The 17,490-nt window shown below is 72.9% G+C and carries 17 protein-coding genes; 12 read left to right on the top strand and 5 right to left on the bottom strand.

From position 1 onward, the window contains the following. The first annotated feature begins 74 nt into the window (after nucleotides 1–74). From serB to ACFUJ1_RS07365, 7 genes are all read left to right on the top strand, one after another. Complete coding sequence (serB, locus tag ACFUJ1_RS07395; protein ID WP_378611135.1) at nucleotides 75–1,280, top strand: phosphoserine phosphatase SerB; 1,206 nt, start codon at nucleotides 75–77, stop codon at nucleotides 1,278–1,280. Nucleotides 1,281–1,414: 134 nt separating this feature from the next. Continuing rightward, nucleotides 1,415–2,191, top strand: a complete 777-nt coding sequence (locus tag ACFUJ1_RS07390; RefSeq protein WP_378643604.1) for a peptidyl-tRNA hydrolase — start codon at nucleotides 1,415–1,417, stop codon at nucleotides 2,189–2,191. Nucleotides 2,192–2,334: 143 nt separating this feature from the next. Then, nucleotides 2,335–3,168 carry an ABC transporter ATP-binding protein gene (locus ACFUJ1_RS07385; RefSeq protein ID WP_378643782.1) on the top strand — a complete coding sequence of 278 codons (834 nt, stop codon included), beginning with the start codon at nucleotides 2,335–2,337 and terminating at the stop codon, nucleotides 3,166–3,168. 29 nt (nucleotides 3,169–3,197) lie between these two features. After that, nucleotides 3,198–4,022 carry an NUDIX hydrolase gene (locus tag ACFUJ1_RS07380; protein ID WP_378643602.1) on the top strand — a complete coding sequence of 275 codons (825 nt, stop codon included), beginning with the start codon at nucleotides 3,198–3,200 and terminating at the stop codon, nucleotides 4,020–4,022. 31 nt (nucleotides 4,023–4,053) lie between these two features. Next, nucleotides 4,054–4,836, top strand: a complete 783-nt coding sequence (locus ACFUJ1_RS07375) for an enoyl-CoA hydratase-related protein (RefSeq protein ID WP_378643601.1) — start codon at nucleotides 4,054–4,056, stop codon at nucleotides 4,834–4,836. 11 nt (nucleotides 4,837–4,847) lie between these two features. Then, the gene (locus ACFUJ1_RS07370; RefSeq protein ID WP_378643599.1) at nucleotides 4,848–5,825 is read left to right on the top strand and encodes a class I SAM-dependent methyltransferase; all 978 of its coding nucleotides are present in this window, start codon (nucleotides 4,848–4,850) and stop codon (nucleotides 5,823–5,825) included. Nucleotides 5,826–5,852: 27 nt separating this feature from the next. Continuing rightward, nucleotides 5,853–7,133, top strand: coding sequence for a class I SAM-dependent methyltransferase (locus tag ACFUJ1_RS07365; RefSeq protein ID WP_378643780.1), 1,281 nt, complete (start codon nucleotides 5,853–5,855; stop codon nucleotides 7,131–7,133). Here ACFUJ1_RS07365 and ACFUJ1_RS07360 read toward each other — a convergent pair. Continuing rightward, nucleotides 7,111–8,496 (bottom strand): PQQ-binding-like beta-propeller repeat protein, encoded by a 1,386-nt coding sequence (locus ACFUJ1_RS07360; RefSeq protein WP_378643597.1) that lies wholly within the window; start codon nucleotides 8,494–8,496, stop codon nucleotides 7,111–7,113. The genes ACFUJ1_RS07365 and ACFUJ1_RS07360 overlap by 23 nt on opposite strands. A gap of 96 nt (nucleotides 8,497–8,592) precedes the next feature. Between ACFUJ1_RS07360 and ACFUJ1_RS07355 the strand changes: the two genes are divergently transcribed. Both ACFUJ1_RS07355 and ACFUJ1_RS07350 read left to right on the top strand, forming a co-directional pair. Then, entirely contained in the window at nucleotides 8,593–9,345 is a 753-nt protein-coding gene (locus ACFUJ1_RS07355; RefSeq protein ID WP_233019887.1) for an acyltransferase, read from the top strand. Continuing rightward, nucleotides 9,342–9,881 (top strand): DUF1697 domain-containing protein, encoded by a 540-nt coding sequence (locus tag ACFUJ1_RS07350; RefSeq protein WP_378643595.1) that lies wholly within the window; start codon nucleotides 9,342–9,344, stop codon nucleotides 9,879–9,881. Before ACFUJ1_RS07355 ends, ACFUJ1_RS07350 begins: the two co-directional genes overlap by 4 nt. A 3-nt stretch (nucleotides 9,882–9,884) precedes the next feature. On the opposite strand, the gene ACFUJ1_RS07345 is transcribed toward ACFUJ1_RS07350, so the two are convergent. From ACFUJ1_RS07345 to ACFUJ1_RS07335, 3 genes are read right to left on the bottom strand one after another with little or no spacing between them, the layout of a single operon-like run. Next, complete coding sequence (locus tag ACFUJ1_RS07345) at nucleotides 9,885–11,138, bottom strand: glycosyltransferase family 4 protein (RefSeq protein ID WP_378643593.1); 1,254 nt, start codon at nucleotides 11,136–11,138, stop codon at nucleotides 9,885–9,887. A gap of 10 nt (nucleotides 11,139–11,148) precedes the next feature. Then, nucleotides 11,149–12,666 carry a 1,4-alpha-glucan branching protein domain-containing protein gene (locus tag ACFUJ1_RS07340; protein WP_378643591.1) on the bottom strand — a complete coding sequence of 506 codons (1,518 nt, stop codon included), beginning with the start codon at nucleotides 12,664–12,666 and terminating at the stop codon, nucleotides 11,149–11,151. Further along, a complete protein-coding gene (locus ACFUJ1_RS07335) occupies nucleotides 12,663–13,439 on the bottom strand; it encodes a class I SAM-dependent methyltransferase (RefSeq protein WP_378643588.1) in 777 nt (258 codons plus the stop codon). Before ACFUJ1_RS07335 ends, ACFUJ1_RS07340 begins: the two co-directional genes overlap by 4 nt. 160 nt (nucleotides 13,440–13,599) lie before the next feature. Here ACFUJ1_RS07335 and ACFUJ1_RS07330 point away from each other — a divergent pair, with 160 nt between their 5' ends. The 3 genes from ACFUJ1_RS07330 to ACFUJ1_RS07320 all read left to right on the top strand — a co-directional run bounded on the left by ACFUJ1_RS07330 (nucleotide 13,600) and on the right by ACFUJ1_RS07320 (nucleotide 16,476). Next, on the top strand, nucleotides 13,600–14,385 hold the full coding sequence (locus ACFUJ1_RS07330) for an electron transfer flavoprotein subunit beta/FixA family protein (protein WP_233019882.1): 786 nt from the start codon (nucleotides 13,600–13,602) through the stop codon (nucleotides 14,383–14,385). A 45-nt stretch (nucleotides 14,386–14,430) separates the two neighbouring features. Then, entirely contained in the window at nucleotides 14,431–15,387 is a 957-nt protein-coding gene (locus tag ACFUJ1_RS07325; protein WP_378643587.1) for an electron transfer flavoprotein subunit alpha/FixB family protein, read from the top strand. Nucleotides 15,388–15,546: 159 nt separating this feature from the next. Beyond that, nucleotides 15,547–16,476, top strand: a complete 930-nt coding sequence (locus ACFUJ1_RS07320; protein ID WP_378643584.1) for an aminoglycoside phosphotransferase family protein — start codon at nucleotides 15,547–15,549, stop codon at nucleotides 16,474–16,476. Nucleotides 16,477–16,535: 59 nt separating this feature from the next. On the opposite strand, the gene ACFUJ1_RS07315 is transcribed toward ACFUJ1_RS07320, so the two are convergent. Continuing rightward, nucleotides 16,536–17,393 (bottom strand): LysR family transcriptional regulator, encoded by an 858-nt coding sequence (locus ACFUJ1_RS07315; RefSeq protein ID WP_233019880.1) that lies wholly within the window; start codon nucleotides 17,391–17,393, stop codon nucleotides 16,536–16,538. Nucleotides 17,394–17,490 lie beyond the last annotated feature (97 nt).

Here is a 17,490-nt window from a genome sequence, read left to right as displayed (position 1 = left end):
AGTGTGCACCCGCCGATCCCCGGCGGGTGCACACTCGTTTCGTGAGCGCACCCGACCGACCCTGGAGCAACCGCGTGGCCGACACCATCGTTCTCGTCACCGTCACCGGGCCCGACCGCCCGGGCGTGACCTCCGTGCTGCTGGCGGCCATGTCGCGGCACGGCGTGCACCTGCTCGACGTGGAGCAGGTGGTGATCCGCGGCAGGCTCACGCTCGGCGTCCTGGTCACCTGCCCGGCCGACCCGGAGCTGCTGCAGGACGAGGTCGAGGAGGCGATGAACACCGTCGGAATGAACGTCGACGTCGAGGTGGATGCCGCCATCGGCAGGCAGCCGGTCTCCACGCACGCCGTGGTGATCCTGGGCGCGCCGGTGACCGCGCGGGCGTTCAGCGCCGTCTCCCGCAGGCTGGCCCAGCTCGGCGCCAATATCGACTCCATCCGCGGCATCGCCGACTACCCGGTGACCGGGATGGAGCTGCTGGTCACCGCGCCCGACGAGGACGCGGTGCTGCGCACCGCGCTGGCCGAGGTGGCGGTGGCCGAGCAGGTGGACGTGGCCGTGGAGCGGGCCGGGCTGGCCAGGCGCGGCAAGCGGCTCATCGTCTTCGACGTCGACTCCACGCTGATCCAGGGCGAGGTGATCGAGATGCTGGCCGCGCACGCGGGCGTCGAGGACGAGGTGCGCGCGGTCACCGAGGCCGCCATGCGCGGCGAGCTCGACTTCGCCGAATCGCTGCGGCAGCGGGTCGCCACCCTGGCCGGGCTGGACGAGTCGGTGATCGAGGAGGTCGCCGAGCGGATCGAGCTCACCCCCGGCGCCCGCACCACCATTCGGACGCTGCGCCGGATCGGGTTCCGCTGCGGGGTCGTCTCCGGTGGCTTCCGGCAGGTGATCGAGCCGCTCGCGCACGAGCTGGAGCTGGACTTCGTGCAGGCCAACACGCTCGAGATCGTGGACGGGAAGCTCACCGGCCGGGTGACCGGCGAGATCGTCGACCGCGCCTACAAGGCCACCGCGCTGCGCCGCTTCGCCGCCGAGGCCGGGGTGCCGATGGAGCAGACGGTGGCGGTCGGCGACGGCGCCAACGACATCGACATGCTCAACGCCGCCGGGCTCGGCGTCGCCTTCAACGCCAAGCCGGCGCTGCGCGAGGTGGCCGACGCCGCGCTCTCGCACCCGTTCCTGGACGCGGTGCTCTTCGTGCTCGGCGTGACCCGCGACGAGGTGGAGGCGGCCGACGCCCGCGACGGGCTGCTGCGCCGGGTTCCACTGGGCTGACCCGCCGTTCACCCGGCGAGCGCCCGCTCCGCCACGTATTCTCACGGAGTTTCGCTTGCGTGACGGACGGAGGTTCGAGGGTGGAGGACGTCGGTTTCGATACGCGAGGTGAGGCGGGTGCGAGTTGTCCGTGCGTGCCGGTCGGTGCCGAGCTCGGGGTGGACGAGAACGGAACCCCCACAGCGGGTTTCAGCGCACTGCACGCCGAGCTCGCGCGCGGCTACGGCAATACCCCCGACCCGGCCGATCCGGCACAGGTCCAGGCCATGCAGATGGTGCTGCACCTGCCCAAGATCGAGCCACCGGCCCGCAGCGACCTGCTCGCGGCCGCCGCTGCCGTCGCGGTCGCGCTCTGCCTGGACGAGCGCTCCGCGCCCGGCGGGCCGTGGGAGCAGGGGTATCTCACCTGGAAGCGGGCCCGCATCCGCAAGGTGGCGCGGCGGGCGCGCGGGGCGCAGTGGCGGGCCGCGCAGGAGGTTGCGGGGATCACGCTGACCGTGCGCGGCGCGCAGGCGCGGGCGCTGGTGCCCGGCCCGGTCGGCGCGGTCGACCCGCGGATCAAGCGGCTGCAGATCGGCGGCACCGAGCTGCTCGCCGACGAACCGGGGCAGCCGGCGGCCGACGCGCCCGTGCTCTGGGTGAACCGGGAGCTCGGGATGACGGTGGGCAAGGCGGCGGCGCAGGTCGGGCACGCGAGCATGCTGCTCGCCGGTGCGCTCCCGCTGGCGGCCGCGGCCCGCTGGGCCCGCGACGAATTCCGCTGCGCGGTGCGCGAAGCCGGGCCGGAGCAGTGGAAGGAGCTGCTCGCGCTGCAGGCGGGTGGCGGCGCGGTCGCGGTGCGCGACGCCGGGTACACGGAGGTCGCGCCCGGTTCCATCACGGTCATCGCCGTGCCACCCGCACTCGGATGAGCCTGGCCCGCGGACGCCGCGGCAGGCAGCGCCCCGGCGACGCCGCCCCCGACGCGCCCGCGGGCAATCACCCTGCGCCGCCGGAGAACTTCGGGCACACCGCGCCGAGGGTGGCCGGGCGCGGCCGCCGCCCGTGGTCCAAGATGGAGGCCGTGTCGCAACCGGATCCCGATCTCCTCATCGACTTCAGCGCCGTGACCATCCGACGGTCCGGCCGCACCCTGGTCGGCCCCGTCACCTGGCAGGTCGAACTGGACGAACGCTGGGTGGTGCTCGGCCCCAACGGCGCGGGGAAGACCTCCCTGCTCCGGATGGCCGCCGCCGAGGTGCACCCCACCGCGGGCACCGCGAACCTGCTCGGCGAGGTGCTGGGCAAAGTCGCGGTCACCGAGCTACGCCCGCGCATCGGCCTCTCCTCCGCCGCGGTCGCCGCCCGGGTGCCCGCCGACGAGAAGGTCGCCGACCTGGTGGTCTCGGCCGGGTACGCGGTGCTCGGCCGGTGGCGGGAGAAGTACGAGCGGGTGGACACCGAGCGCGCGCTCGACATGCTGGAGAGCCTCGGCGCCGAGCACCTCGCCGACCGCACCTACGGCACGCTGTCCGAGGGCGAGCGCAAGCGGGTGCTGATCGCCCGCGCCCTGATGACCGACCCGGAGCTGCTGCTGCTCGACGAGCCCGCCGCCGGCCTCGACCTCGGCGGCCGCGAGGAGCTGGTGGAGCGGCTCGGCGACCTGGCGAGCGACCCGGACGCCCCGGCCATGGTGCTGGTCACGCACCACGTGGAGGAGATCCCGCCCGGCTTCACGCACGGCCTGCTGCTGCGCGAGGGCGAGGTGGTCGCGCAGGGGCTGCTGGCCGACGTGCTCACCGCGGAGAACCTGAGCGCGGCCTTCCGGCAGTCCATCGCGCTCGACCAGGTGGACGGCCGCTGGTTCGCGCGCCGGGCGCGGCGCTCCGGCAAGCACCGGCACCGCTGACCCGTCCGAACAAACGCTAGGGTGGATCGGTGAGCGAGCCGAACGATCCCGAGCCCGTCGCCCCGCTGCGGGACGCCTCGACCGTCGTGCTGGTGCGCGACGGCGCCGCCGGGCCCGAGGTCTTTCTGCAGCGCCGGGTCACCGGCATGGATTTCGCCGCGGGGATGACGGTGTTCCCCGGCGGCGGGGTCGACCCGTCCGACGCCGACGCCGAGATCGCCTGGGCCGGGCCCGGCCCGGACTGGTGGGCCGAGCGCTTCGGCACCACCGGCCCGCGCGCGCAGGCGCTGGTCTGCGCGGCCGTCAGGGAGACGTTCGAGGAGTGCGGCGTGCTGCTCGCCGGCCCCACCGCCGAGACCGTCGTCTCCGACACCACCGAGTACCGGGACGCCAGACACGCACTGGAGTCGCGGGCGACCTCGCTGGCCGCCTTCCTGGCCGAGACCGGCCTCGTGCTCCGCGCCGACCTGCTTCGGCCCTGGGCCAACTGGGTCACCCCGGTCATCGAGCGCCGCCGCTACGACACCCGCTTCTTCGTCGCGGTGCTGCCCGCTGGTCAGCGCGCGGACGGCGCCACCTCCGAGGCCGATCTGGTGCACTGGCGCACCCCGGCCGAGGCGCTGGCGCGCTGGCGCGCCGGGCAGGACGTGCTGCTCCCGCCCACCTGGTCGCAGCTGGTGGCGATCGAGCGGTACCCGGATACCGCCGCGGTGCTCGCCGCGCAGCCGGTGATCGAGCCGATCGAGCCGGTGGTGGCGCGGCAGGGCGGCCGCACGGTGCTCGAATTCCCGGACCACGAACGGTACTTCGCCGACCTGCCGAACCCCATGGAGCTGCGCGGCTCGGCGCGCTGACCGGGAGTTCCGCCGGGTAATCTCGCCAGCCATGTCGAACAACACGCCCGCGGAGTTCACCACCCTGGAGCTGCCGGAGCAGCGCGGGGTTGCGGTGCTGCGGTTCTCCCGGCCCCCGGCCAACCTGATCACCCTGCAGCTGGCCCGCGAGATCGCGGTGGCGGCGAAGCGGGCGGGGAAGAACGAACGGGTGGCGGCGCTGGTCGTCTACGGCGACGAGCGGATCTTCAGCGCGGGCGACGACCTGGCCGAGATCGCGACCTGGAGCCCGGACCAGGCGGCCGCGCTGGCGAGCGACCACGCGCAGCACCTGGACTGCCTGCCGCCGGTGCCGTGCCCGACGGTCGCCGCGATCACCGGCTACTGCCTGGGCGGCGCGCTGGAGCTGGCGCTCGGCGCGGACCGGCGGATCGTCGGCGACAACGTCAAGCTGGGGCTGCCGCAGATTCACCGCGGCACCGTCCCGACGGCCGGGATGGACCGGTTGATCCGGACGGTCGGGCTGCGCACCGCCCGCGACCTCGTCTACAGCGGGCGCTACGTGGAAGCCGACGAGGCGCTGCGGCTGGGGCTGGTGGACGAGGTCGTGGCCCCGGACGACGTCTACGACGCCGCGCACCGCTGGGCCGAGCGGTTCGTCGGCCTGCCCGGCGCGGCGGTGGCCGCCGCCAAGTCGGTGCTGGAGGCGCCCGCGCAGCACTCTTCGCACGCGATCTCGGCGTGGATCGGGCTCGCGCAAACCGGGGAGCCGCAGCGGGCCGCGGGCGCGTACGCGGCGGACGGCCCGAACCAGGTACCGGGAACCGGACGGTAGGCTCTGAACCCATGACGGTACGCCCCGACGACCCTGCGCCGAACCCACACGCCACCGAGGCCGAAGTGGAAGCCGCGCGGGAGAACAACAAGCTCGCCCAGGTCCTCTACCACGACTGGGAAGCGGAGACCTACGACGACAAGTGGTCGATCTCCTACGACGAGCGGTGTATCGACTACGCGCGCGGCCGCTTCGACCTCGCGGCCGGCCAGGTCGAGCTGCCCTACGGCCGTGCCCTCGAGCTCGGCTGCGGCACCGGCTTCTTCCTGCTGAACCTGATGCAGGGCGGGATCGCCAAGAGCGGCTCGGTCACCGACCTCTCGCCGGGCATGGTGAAGGTCGCGCTGCGCAACGCGGAGCACCTCGGGCTCGACGTGGACGGCCGGGTGGCCGACGCCGAGACCATCCCGTACGAGGACGACACCTTCGACCTGGTGGTCGGGCACGCCGTGCTGCACCACATCCCCGACGTGGAGCTGGCGCTGAAGGAGTGCCTGCGGGTGCTCAAGCCGGGCGGCCGCTTCGTCTTCGCCGGCGAGCCGACCACCGCGGGCAACTTCTACGCTCGCTGGCTCGGCCGGATCACCTGGAAGATCACGACAACGATCACCAAGCTGCCCGCGCTCGCGGGCTGGCGGCGCCCGCAGTCCGAACTGGACGAGTCGTCCCGGGCCGCGGCCCTGGAGGCCGTGGTCGACCTGCACACCTTCGAGCCGAGTGAGCTGGAGGCCATTGCCCGCCGGGCGGGTGCGGTCGACGCGCTCGCGCACACCGAGGAGTTCGCGGCGGCGCTCTGGGGCTGGCCGGTGCGCACCTTCGAGGCGGCCGTTCCGGACGAGAAGCTCACCATGCGGTACCGGTTGTTCCAGTACAAGGCGTGGCTCAAGCTGAGCGCGCTGGACGAGAAGGTGCTGCACCGGATCGTGCCGCGGCGTTTCTTCTACAACGCCATGATCACCGGCGTGAAGCCGGGCGCGCCGGCCCAGTAGTTGGGATACTCCTTCGCGCGCTCGGATATCGCGTTCCTGGCGAGCGCGGCCGGGCGCGCGGCGCTGGCCGAGACGGACGGGTTGCCGCTCACCGACGGGTCGCTGCTCGCCGATCTCGGCCGGGTCAGGCGGGCGCACGGTGCGGCGGCCGCGGCGCTGGTGGAGACGGTGCGGCTGCGCCGGCGCGCCGCCGTCAAGCTGGACGGCGCGGGGGAGTGGCTGTTCACCGACGACGCGCTGCAGCAGGCGACGCCGAGCGCCGTCGCCAGGCATCGGGCGGCCCGGCTCGCCGGGCGCGCGGTGCACGACGTCACCTGCTCGATCGGCGGCGAACTCGCCGCCCTCGCCGCGACGTGTACCGCTGTCATCGGCAGTGATCTCGACCCGGTTCGGCTCGACATGGCCGCGTACAACCTCGCGGTCGCGGGCGACGGCGTGTGCCGCCGGGGCCGAAACGGCACCGCGGAGCCGGAGCCGAGGCCCAGCCGCGGGCAGACCCGGGCGGCGGGCGACGGCACCGATCCGGCGCCCGCGGCGCCATACCCCGCGGGCAGCGCACCGGTGGTACTGCTCCGCGCGGACGCGCTGACGCCGTGCAGCCGGGACACCGTCGTCGTGGCCGACCCAGGCCGCCGCGCGGGCGGGAAGCGCACGCACGACCCGGCGGCACTACAGCCTCCGCTGCCGGAGCTGCTCGCCGCCTACGCGGGCCGCGACCTGGTGGTGAAGTGCGCGCCCGGCCTCGACTTCTCCCGCCTGGACTGGCCGGGCGAGATCGAGCTGGTCTCGCTGGACGGTGGCGTCCGCGAAGCCTGCCTCTGGTCACCCGGGCTCGCGGAGCCGGGCACGAAACGCCGCGCCACGGTGCTCCGGACCGGGCAGCGATCGACCACCCTGACCGACGCCGACCCGGACGACATCCCCGAGCGCGACCCCGGCGCCTGGATCGTCGACCCGGACGGCGCCATCGTCAGGGCCGGGCTGGTCCGGCAGTACGCCGCCGCCAACGACCTCTGGCAGCTCGACCCCCGCATCGCCTACCTGACCGGCGACACCGTCCCACCGGGCACCCGCGGCTTCCGCGTCCTCGACCGCTTCGAACTGCGCGAGAAACCCCTCCGCGCCGAACTGCGCCGCCGCGACTGCGGCCCGCTGGAGATCCTGGTCCGCGGCGTCGACCTCGACCCGGACCGCCTGCGCCGCACCCTGGCCCCGAGCGGCCGCACTCCCTACACCCTGGTGGTCACCAGGATCGGCCGCGCCGCCGCGGTCTTCCTGTGCACCGCTACCCCTGCGACACCGGCGTGAAGACGAACAGCTCGCCGATCCTGGTCGCCGTCACCACCTCGCCCTTCGGCCCGACCGCGGTGCCGGTGGTCGTGCCCTGCGCGTCGGTCAGCACGTCGGAGTCGACGGTCGCGCCGGTCTCGGTGTCGAAGGTGATGAGGGTGAGCCCGTCGCCGATCGCGGCCACCGTGTAGCCGGTGCCGCCCGCCGTCTGCACCGGGGTGCCGCGCAGCGCCAGATCCTTGCGCTCCCAGGCGGTTTCCACGGCGTCGCCGGTGTCCCGCAGGGCGAGCAGGTAGCCGTCGTCGCCCGCAGGGACGAGCAGCCCGTCGGCATCGACCGAGAGCCCGCCGCGCGGGGCCCAGCCCAGTTCGTGCGCCCAGCGGGTACGGCCGTCGGCGGTATCGATGGCGAGCAGCCTGCCGCTGTTGTCGCCCACGTAGACGGTGCTGCCGTCGGCGGAGACGGTCGGCCCGGCGGCCGCGCCGCCGGTGAGCAGCTCGGCGCTCCACAGCCGCTCGATCCGATCGCCGGTGTAGCGCAGCGCCACCAGCGCCGCGGCCGGGCGGCCCGGCTCCCACACCGTCGCGTAGATCCGCCCGCTCGCGCCGTCGACCGCCGCCTGGGTGGAGACGGCGCAGCGCGGGCCGCCGGTGGCGCAGTCGTCCAGCCCCTGCCCGGCGGCGGGCCAGGTGAGGTCGGGGGCGCGCAGGAAGTCCGGTTCGCCGAGCAGCTGCGCGGTGGGCACCATGCGCTTGCCGGTCTGCCGCTCCAGCACGTCCACCTGGCCGGTCTGGGTGATCGAGAGGACATGGCCGTCGCCGGTGAACTGCATGGTCACCGGCACCCCGGCGACCGGGGTGCGCCAGCGCGGCTGGCCGAGGAAATTGTCCGAGTTCACGCCGCTGTCGTCGCCGACGTAGACATTGTTGGCCGAATCGAGCAGTGTCGGCGCGGCGATCGCGTTCGGGCCGAGCTGATTGCAGAAGCGCTTGCGGCCACTCATCTGGAACGAGTAGATCGCGCAGTTGGCCGTCCGGGTGGTGACGAACATCTGCCCCTGCGAGCCCACCGTCACCGGCGCGGCCACCGGCCCGCCGAGCGGGCGCTGCCAGGCCGGGCCGAGCTGGCGCGAGCCCTCGACCGCGGTGGTGCCGCTGTTGCGGCCGTCGTTGTGCGCGGCGGTCCAGCCGAAGCCGGGGCCCTGCGTGATGTCGTCGACGTCGGTGCCGCAGGCGGTGAGCGCGAGGCAGGCCAGCGCCGCGGCGGCGAGCGCCGCCGCACGGCGCGCGCCGGGAGCCGCGGGTAGCGCGCGTGCGCCCGAACGCGGGCGCGGAGCGGGAGCCGCCCACCGGGACGCCGAACGTGCACCGCCGCTTCGCACCTGCTGCTCTCCCCTCGTGGTCGTTGCCGGCGCCGAGACCGGCCGAGGGCAAGACTAGTCTGTGGTATCCGAAGACCGATCGACGGAGGAGACTTCGTGACGAGCATGTGGGGTGCGCCGCTGCACTCGCGCTGGCGGGGATCGCGGCGCCGCGATCCGAAACAGGCCAGGTTCCTGACCCTGGCCTCGCTGCGCTGGGTGCTCGCCAACCGGGCGTACACGCCCTGGTACCTGGTGCGCTACTACCGGCTGTTCAAGTTCAAGGCGGCCAATCCGCACGTCGTGCTGCGCGGCATGGTGTTCCTCGGCAAGGGGGTGGAGATCCACGCGACCCCCGAGCTGGGCCGGCTGGAGATCGGCCGCTGGGTGCACATCGGCGACGGCAACGCCATCCGCTGCCACGAGGGTTCGCTGCGCATCGGCGACAAGGTGGTGTTCGGCAAGGACAACGTGGTCAACACCTATCTCGACATCGAGATCGGCGAGTCCACCCTGGTCGCCGACTGGTGCTACATCACCGATTTCGACCACCGGATGGACGACATCACGCTGCCGATCAAGGACCAGGGCATCGTCAAGAGCCCGGTGCGGATCGGCCCGGACACCTGGATCGCGGCCAAGGTCACCGTGCTGCGCGAGACCAGGGTCGGCCGCGGCTGCGTGCTCGGCGCGCACGCGGTGGTCAGGGGCGACATCCCGGATTACAGCATCGCCGTCGGCGCCCCGGCCCGGGTGGTGAAGAACCGCAAGGTCACCTGGGAGGCGGGCGCCGCCGAGCGGGAGAAGTACCTGGCCGCGCTGGCCGATATCGAGCGCAAGAAGAGCGGGGTCGGCGGCGGCGCCGCATGACCACCTACGCCGCCCTGCTCCGCGGCATCATGCCGAGCAACAAGAACATGGCCAACGACAAGCTCCGCGGCGTGTTCGCCGGTCTCGGCCACACGAAGGTCGGCTCGGTGCTGGCCAGCGGCAATATCGTCTTCGACGCCGCGGACGACGACGTGCCCGCGCTGGAGGACCGGATCCAGGAGGCGCTGCGCGCCGAGCTCGGCATCGGCGGCGGCACCATCGTGCGCAGCCACGCCGAGCTCCGCACGCTGCTCGACCGCGACCCCTTCGAGGGCCGCGAGCACGGCCGCGGCAGCTACCTCATCGCCACCTTCTTCAAGCACGGCGCGACCACCGAGCTCCCCGAGCTGGACGACCCGCGCACCGAGGTGATCGGGTACGACGCGGACGCCCGCGCCTTCCTCGCCGTGATCGACAACAGCGAGCCGGGCAAGACCCCGGACTTCATGGTCTGGCTGGAGAAGGCGTACGGCAAGGACATCACCACCCGCACCTGGCTCACGGTGCAGCGCATCGTGAAGAAGATGGAGTCCTAGCCGCTACTCCGGGTCGCGCTCCGGCAGCGGCCGCTCCACGATCGATGGGCGGCCGAGCGGAATCCGCACCCGGCGCTTGGCCGCGGCGTAGACCTGCGCGGTCTCGGCCGCCACCATGTCCCAGGCGAAGTCGGCGGTGAGCCGCTCCCTGGCCGCGACGGCGCGGCTCTGCGCGGCGGCCGGATCGTCCAGCACCGCGCGCACCGCGTCGACCAGGCCGTCCACGTCGGCGGGTTCGAAGGAGGCGCCGGTGACGCCGTCCAGCACCGCCTCGCCGAGCCCGCCCGCGCTGGAGGCGATCAGCGGAATACCCGCCGCGGCGGCCTCCAGCGCCACGATGCCGAACGGCTCGTAGCGGCTCGGCAGCACGATGGCGTCCGCGCCGTGCAGCCAGCCGAGCAGCTCCTGGTGGCCGAGCTGCCCGGTGAAGGTCACCGCGCGCGCCACCCGGTGCACCCGGGCCCGCTCGCGCAGCCACTCGAACTGGGTGCCGATGCCTGCCACGGTGAGCGTGGTTCCTGGGTGCGCGCGGCGGATCCGGGGCAGCGCCGCGATGGCGTCCTGCACGCCCTTCTCGTACTCCAGCCGCCCGACGTAGAGCAGCCGGGGCGGGCCGGTGCGCGGGGCGCGGGCGCGGAACTGCCAGGCCGCCACGTCGATGCCGTTGCGGATGACCGTGACCGGCGGCAGCTCCGGCCCGTACAGCCGCTCCACCTCGTCCTGCATCGAGCCCGAGCAGGTGATGAGCGCGTCCGACTCGTTCGCCAGCCACCACTCCACCGAGTGCACCTGCTTGTTCACCCGGCCCGCGACCCAGCCGCTGTGCCTGCCCGCCTCGGTGGCGTGCAGCGTGCTCACCAGCGGGACGTCGTAGAACTCGGCCAGCGCGACGGCCGGGTGCGCGACCAGCCAGTCGTGCGCGTGCACCACGTCCGGCACCCAGCCCTCGCCGATGCCGGGCTTGTGCAGCGCGATCCCGGCGCGCACCATGGCGTGCCCCATGGCCAGCGTCCAGGCCAGCATGTCGGTGCCGAAGTCGAAGCTCGGCGGGTCCTCCGCGACCGCGACCACGAGGACGCCCTCCGCGACGAACGAGTGCGTGGGGTGGCTGGTGGCGTCGGTGCCGGTGGGCCGACGGGAGAGCACGACCACCTCGTGGCCCGCGGCGGCCAGCTCGACCGCCAGGTGGTGCACGTGCCTGCCGAGCCCGCCGACGACCACCGGCGGGTACTCCCACGACACCATCAAGATCTTCATATGCGTCCTTCTAGGCCCGGCCGGCCAGGCGTCGCGCGTCGAGAGCGGGGAAGAGCCCGTCGGCCACGTTCCATCCTGCCGCCAACCGGTCGGCTTTGGCGAGCTGTCCCGCGGTGGCTGCCCCCGCGATCTCCCGGACGGCGTGCGCGTGCCGGTGCGCCCGCTCCCGCGCGTACCCCGCCGCGGAGTCCTTGCTGACCATGAAGGCCCAGTCGCTGGAGACGGTGAGGATCGCCTCGCGCACCAGCTGGTCGGCGACCCGGTCGCGCAGCCCGTGCTCGCCGCGCCCGGCATGCAGTTTGTCCAGCGTGTCGAGCGTGAGCCGGACCACGTCGGCATTCAGCTCGACCAGGTCCTGCACCTGCTCACCGGCCCAGACCCGCCAGTCCTTGCCCGATCCCCAGGAGGAATCCGCGAGTTCGACCGGCGCCCCGACGTAGCCGTTCGCGCGCGCGTCGGCCAGCGTCCCGACGGTCACGCCTGCCTCCGGCAGCGCGCGCAGCACGCCGGCCAGCCACTGCGGCCCCTCGTGCCACCAGTGTCCGAAAAGCTCGGTGTCGAAGGCGGCGACCACCAGCGCGGGGCGCCCGATCCGGTCGGATTCCGCGATCAGCCGCTCGCGCACGGTGCCGACGAAGTCGGCCACGTCGCGCTCGATCGCGGCCGCCGCGAGCGCGGGGTCGTAGGGCGCCTTGTCCGGCCCGGCCACGGATTTGCCGGTGACCCTGGCCGGCTTCAGCCCGGTGCCGTGGTCGTAGTGGTGGAAGTCCCGGTAGGCGGCCTGCCCGGGGTAGCCGGACTTGGGCGACCAGACCCGGTAGCTGACCGGCAGGTCGCGCCCGAACGCGACCACGTCGGAGTCGAGCACCGGCCTGCCCAGGCTGCTGTCGCCGCGCAGGGCGGGGCCGTCGACCATGAAATGCGTCACACCGGCGGCGGCGTACCCGTGCTCCATGCCCGGGGTGAAGCCGCACTCCGGCGCCCAGATGCCCGCGGGGCGGTGTCCCCAGCGCAGCCGGGCGTCGGCCAGCCCCTCGTCCAGCTGGAAGGCGCGCAGCCGGGGCTCGAGCAGCGGCTGGAAGGGGTGCGCCAGCGGGCCGCCGAGCAGTTCCACCGTGCCGGCCTCGGCCAGCGCGCGCCACACCGGCGCGGCGCCGTGCCGCCAGCGGGTCTCGAAATCGGCGAGCGCGGCGGTGGCCAGCCGGTGCTCGTACCGGCCGAGCGCCGGCTTGCCCGCGAGCGCCGCCTCGTCGGCTCGGAGCTGCCAGTTGCCGAGCCAGTGGTGCATGCCAGCGAGGCAGTGCGGGTCGTCGAGCTGGGCCGCGAGCACCGGCGTCACGCCGAGGCTGAGCAGGTTCGAACGGCCATCGGCGGCAAGCTCTTCCAGCACCCGGAGCACCGGAATGTAGGAGGCGGCCCAGGATTGGTAGAGCCACTCCTCGCCGACCGGCCAGCGGCCGTGGTTGGCCAGCCACGGCAGGTGCGAGTGCAGCACCAGCGTGAATTGCCCAGGGACGGAAGCGGTCACGGTTTCACCGCGATGGCGACCAGGTCCAGGCTGGCGTCGATGTCGTCGGCGCGCAGCGCGAAGTCGTCGATGCCGACCGCGGCGACGTCGGCGGTCAGGGTCTCGGGCCAGGGCTCACCGGCCAGCGCGCGCTCGATCTGCGCGTCGATGAACGAGCCGCCGTGCTTGGCGTCGAGGGCCCGCAGCGCGGGGCCGTGGTGCACGCCGGTCAGCTCGGCCACCGTGAACCCGGCCTCGACCAGCAGCTCGGTCAGCTCGGCCGCGTTCAGCTCGCGGGTGTGGAACGGGTTCAGCGGGGTGTCCCGGCCCGGCGAGAAGGTGATCCGGTTCGGCGTGCTGATCAGCAGCTCGCCGCCGGGGCGCAGCACCCGCAGGCACTCGCGCAGGAACTGCCCCTGATCCCAGAGGTGCTCGATGACCTGGAAATTCACCACCACATCGACGGAGGCGTCCGGCAGCGGCAGCGCGGCCAGGTTCCCCCGCACCATCTCCACCCGCGGATACCGCGCGCGGACGTGCGCCACCGCCGACTCGTCGTAGTCGACGCCGGTGACCCGGCGCGCGACGCCGGCGATCATGTCCGCGCCGTACCCCTCGCCGGAGCCGGCCTCCAGCACCTCGCGGCCCGCGCAGCGGTCGAGCAGGCGCGCGTAGACCACCTCGTGTCGGCGGAACCAGTAGTTCTCCTCCGCGATTCCGGGCACCGTGCGCTCGCCGGTGAGCGGCAGGGGGGCATCGGCGTCCGATGCGGCAGGGATCACAGCCTCGGTCATCGTTCCGACGTTACTGGTCGGGCATTCCACCGGTACGCTCGGAGTAAGTTACCCACGAGTAACTTAACGTAGGGTAATCTCCTCGATCGAGCCATTAGAAAGGCGCCGCCAGACCGGGCGACCGCCGACCCGTGCCCCAGAAGGAGGTCGACGAAGACCGATGCCGAACATCGTCGTACTCATCAAGCAGGTTCCCGACACCTGGTCCGAGCGCAAGCTCAGCGATGGTGACTACACCCTCGACCGCGAAGCCGCCGACGCCGTCCTCGACGAGATCAACGAGCGCGCGGTCGAAGAGGCGCTGCTGATCAAGGAGGCGCAGGGTGGCGAGGTGACCGTGCTGACCGCCGGTCCGGATCGGGCCACCGAGGCCATCCGCAAGGCGCTCTCCATGGGCGCCGACAAGGCCATCCACATCAACGATCCGGCGATCCACGGCTCCGACGTGGTGCAGACCTCGTACGTGCTGGCCGCGGCGCTCGGCCAGATCGAGGGCGTCGAGCTGGTCATCTCCGGTAACGAGGCAACGGACGGCCGCATGGGCACGGTTCCGGCGATCATCGCCGAGTACCTCGGCCTGCCGCAGCTGACCCACCTCCGCAAGCTCACCGTCGACGGCGACAAGGTCACCGGCGAGCGGGAGACCGACGAGGGCGTGTTCAAGCTGGAGGCGAACCTGCCCGCCATCGTCAGCGTGAACGAGAAGATCAACGAGCCGCGCTTCCCCTCCTTCAAGGGCATCATGGCCGCGAAGAAGAAGGAAGTGCAGACCTTCACCCTCGCCGACCTTGGCGTCGAGGCGGACACGGTCGGCGTGGCGAACGCGGGCAGCACGGTCACCGCGGCCACCCCGAAGCCGCCCCGCACCGCGGGCGAGAAGGTCACCGACGAGGGCGACGGCGGCACCAAGATCGCCAAGTACCTGGTCGGGCAGAAGGTCATCTGATCCGGGTCACCCGCCCGCACACGGACTTTTCAGGAGAGAGAAGACATGGCTGAAGTACTCGTGCTGGTCGAGCACGCCGAGGGTGCCCCGAAGAAGGTCACCACCGAACTCATCACCGCCGCCCGCTCGCTCGGCGAGCCGGCCGCCGTCGTGGTCGCCGCCCCCGGCACCGCCGACAAGCTGGCCGACGCGCTGACCCAGGCCGGTGCCGAGAAGATCTACGTCGCCGAGTCCGACGACGCCGAGGGCTACCTGGTCACCCCCAAGGTCGACGTGCTCGCCGCGCTCTCGGAGTCGGCCTCGCCCGCCGCGATCATCACCGCCGCCAGCGCCGAGGGCAAGGAGGTGTCCGGCCGGCTCGCCGCCCGGATCGGCTCCGGGCTGCTCACCGACGTGGTCGCGGTGAATTCCGACGGCTCCGCGGTGCACTCCATCTTCGGTGGCGCCTTCACCGTCGACGCCAAGGCCACCGGCGACGTGCCGGTGATCTCGGTGCGCCCCGGCGCCATCGAGGCGGCTCCGCAGGCCGGTGCGGGCGAGAAAGTCACCGTCGAGGTGCCCGCGCAGGAGGAGGGGGTCGTCAAGATCACCTCGCGCGATCCCATCGAGGGTGGCGACCGCCCCGAGCTCACCGAGGCGAGCATTGTCGTCTCCGGTGGCCGCGGTGTCGGCTCGGCCGACAAGTTCTCCGTGGTGGAGGAGCTGGCCGACTCGCTCGGCGCCGCCGTCGGCGCCTCCCGCGCCGCCGTCGACTCCGGCTACTACCCGGGCCAGTTCCAGGTCGGGCAGACCGGCAAGACGGTCTCCCCGCAGCTGTACGTCGCGCTCGGCATCTCCGGCGCGATCCAGCACCGGGCCGGGATGCAGACCTCGAAGACCATCGTCGCCGTCAACAAGGACGAAGAGGCGCCGATCTTCGAGATCGCCGACTACGGGATCGTCGGCGACCTGTTCAATGTCGCGCCGCAGCTCACCGACGAGGTGAAGAAGCACAAGGGCTGAGTTTGCCCTGGGAAGGCCCGGCTCCGCTGTGGAGCCGGGCCTTCCGGCCGTTCGGGGTCGTCCCCGGCGCCCGGGGCGGTCCGGTTTGCCGTTGGCTCGGTTCCCACGCTCGCCGATATTCGGTTGCCCGCGGCGGAACGAGGCGTGCAGGGTGCGGGGATGAGCTCGGCTCTGCCGCCGGACGTGGTGCGCAATATCGTGGAGATCTTCGGGGCGCGGGGGGAGCGGTGGCTGGGGGAGCTGCCCGCGGTGCTTCGGGGGCTCTGCGCGACCTGGGGGTTGGTGCAGGTGGGGGCGCCGATGACGGGTGGGACGCACTCGTGGGTTGCGCCGGTGCGGCGGGCCGACGGTTCGCTCGCTGTGCTGAAGATTCCGGTCCGTGACCCGGAGAACGCGGGGGAGGCGGCGGGGCTGCACTGGTACGGCGGGGACGGGGCCGTCCGGTTGTACGACTTCGATCCCGGGTCGGGAGCGCTCCTGCTGGAGTACGCCCGGCCGGGAACGCCGCTGCTCCCGCAGCCGGAAACGCCGCTCGAGGGCCTGCCGGAGAACGCAGGGAGAGTCCGGCTCGCCTGCGATCTGCTCCGGCGCCTCCGCCGCGCGCCGGGAGAGCTACCCGACGGTTACCCGCCGCTGCCGACGGTGGCCGACGTGGTCGCCGAGTGGTCCGCCTGGCTGACCGGACCCGCTGCCGCGGTGCTCGACCCGCCCCTGCGCTCCCGCGCCCGCGACCGATGCGCGGAGCTGGCCGAGCCGGACGGCCCGCTCCTCGTGGTCAACCGCGACAACCACCTCGGCAATATCGTCGCCGCCGAACGCGAGCCCTTGCTGCTCATCGACCCCAAGCCCTACCTCGGCGAAGCCGCCTTCGACGCGGGCTTCCTCGTGCTCATCCAGGTGGCGAGCGCTCCCGGCGCCGATCAGGCTCGCCGCGTCACCACACGCACCGCCGACGCGCTCGGCGTCGGTGCGCGCCGCGCCCGCTCCTGGGCCTTCCTGCGCGCCGTCGAGGAGGTCGCCTGGGCCGTCGAGGACGACCGCCCCGCCGACCGCGACCGCAACCTGGCCATCGCCGCGGCCCTGCGCTGACGCGGTCCGGCGCATCCCGTCGAGCGCGGGATCGGCCCGGCACGGGACCGCCGTGCGGATCACGCGCTGTGCAGCGCCGCGAGCAGGGTCTTGAGCACCGGGGACTGCCTCGCCTCGGCCCGGATCACCGCGTTCACCGGCACCCGCAGCCGGTGATCGGCGAGCTCGACGGTGGCGATCCCGTCGGTGGGGCTGTGCGCGTAGAGCACCGTCCACGCGTCCGGATGGTTGATCAGCTCCATGGTGGCGGTGTGGTCCGCGGGGATCGGCGGGCCGTAGGTCGGCCCGACCGGCAGCTCGGCGAAGGCCGAGCGGATCACGGTGTGCAGCAGCACCTGCTCCGACTCCGGCGGCAGCAGCAGCGGGAAGTCGCTGAGCTCGCGCAGCGTCACGTTGGTGCGCCAGGCCAGCGGGTGCGCGGGCGCCACCGCGAGCATCAGCTCCTCGACCCACAGCTGCTCCACCGCGATGCCCGGCTGGTCCACCGACCCCCGGATGAGCGCCAGATCGCAATCCCCGTCCGCGACCGCCGAGATCCGCTGCCGGAACGGCTTGATCACGAACTCGATCTCCGCCCCCGGATGCGCCTCCCTCGCCCCGGCGATGGCGGAGAGCGAACGGGTGGCGAACGACATGTTGGCCGCCAGCCGGATTCGGCTTCCGGTGCTGCGCACCGCCGCCCTGATCGCCGACTCCAGGCTCAGCATCTGCTTGGCCAGCGGCAGCAGCCGGGTGGTGGCGTCGGTGGGGACCACGGCCCTGGTGGTGCGCTCGAAGAGCTGGACCGAGAGGTCGCGCTCCAGCCGGGCGATCTGGTGGCTGATGGCCGACTGCGAGATGAAGCAGCGCGCGGCGGCGCGGCTGAAGCTCAGCTCCTCGCAGACGGCGACGAAGTATGCCAGCTGACGCAGCTCCACGCAAAGTCCCCTATTCATGAGCGAGTCAGATAAGAGTCATCCCGATTATGCGCCCCATCGGGTGAAATATCTCCGATATGAATGACGGTTAGTAATG

The organism is Nocardia sp. NPDC057227 (assembly GCF_042669725.1).
Classification (GTDB): domain Bacteria; phylum Actinomycetota; class Actinomycetes; order Mycobacteriales; family Mycobacteriaceae; genus Nocardia; species Nocardia asteroides_A.
The sequence above is the reverse complement of the archived record's forward strand: the minus strand, read 5'-3'. Positions and strand labels throughout refer to the sequence as shown.

Bases quoted from the DNA above. Each gene is read 5' to 3' on its own strand.
- ACFUJ1_RS07385 (WP_378643782.1), top strand. From the start codon at position 2,335: ATGGAGGCCGTGTCGCAACCGGATCCCGATCTCCTCATCGACTTCAGC.
- ACFUJ1_RS07375 (WP_378643601.1), top strand. From the start codon at position 4,054: ATGTCGAACAACACGCCCGCGGAGTTCACCACCCTGGAGCTGCCGGAG.
- ACFUJ1_RS07370 (WP_378643599.1), top strand. From the start codon at position 4,848: ATGACGGTACGCCCCGACGACCCTGCGCCGAACCCACACGCCACCGAG.
- ACFUJ1_RS07350 (WP_378643595.1), top strand. From the start codon at position 9,342: ATGACCACCTACGCCGCCCTGCTCCGCGGCATCATGCCGAGCAACAAG.
- ACFUJ1_RS07345 (WP_378643593.1), bottom strand. From the start codon at position 11,138: ATGAAGATCTTGATGGTGTCGTGGGAGTACCCGCCGGTGGTCGTCGGC.
- ACFUJ1_RS07335 (WP_378643588.1), bottom strand. From the start codon at position 13,439: ATGACCGAGGCTGTGATCCCTGCCGCATCGGACGCCGATGCCCCCCTG.
- ACFUJ1_RS07330 (WP_233019882.1), top strand. From the start codon at position 13,600: ATGCCGAACATCGTCGTACTCATCAAGCAGGTTCCCGACACCTGGTCC.
- ACFUJ1_RS07325 (WP_378643587.1), top strand. From the start codon at position 14,431: ATGGCTGAAGTACTCGTGCTGGTCGAGCACGCCGAGGGTGCCCCGAAG.
- ACFUJ1_RS07320 (WP_378643584.1), top strand. From the start codon at position 15,547: ATGAGCTCGGCTCTGCCGCCGGACGTGGTGCGCAATATCGTGGAGATC.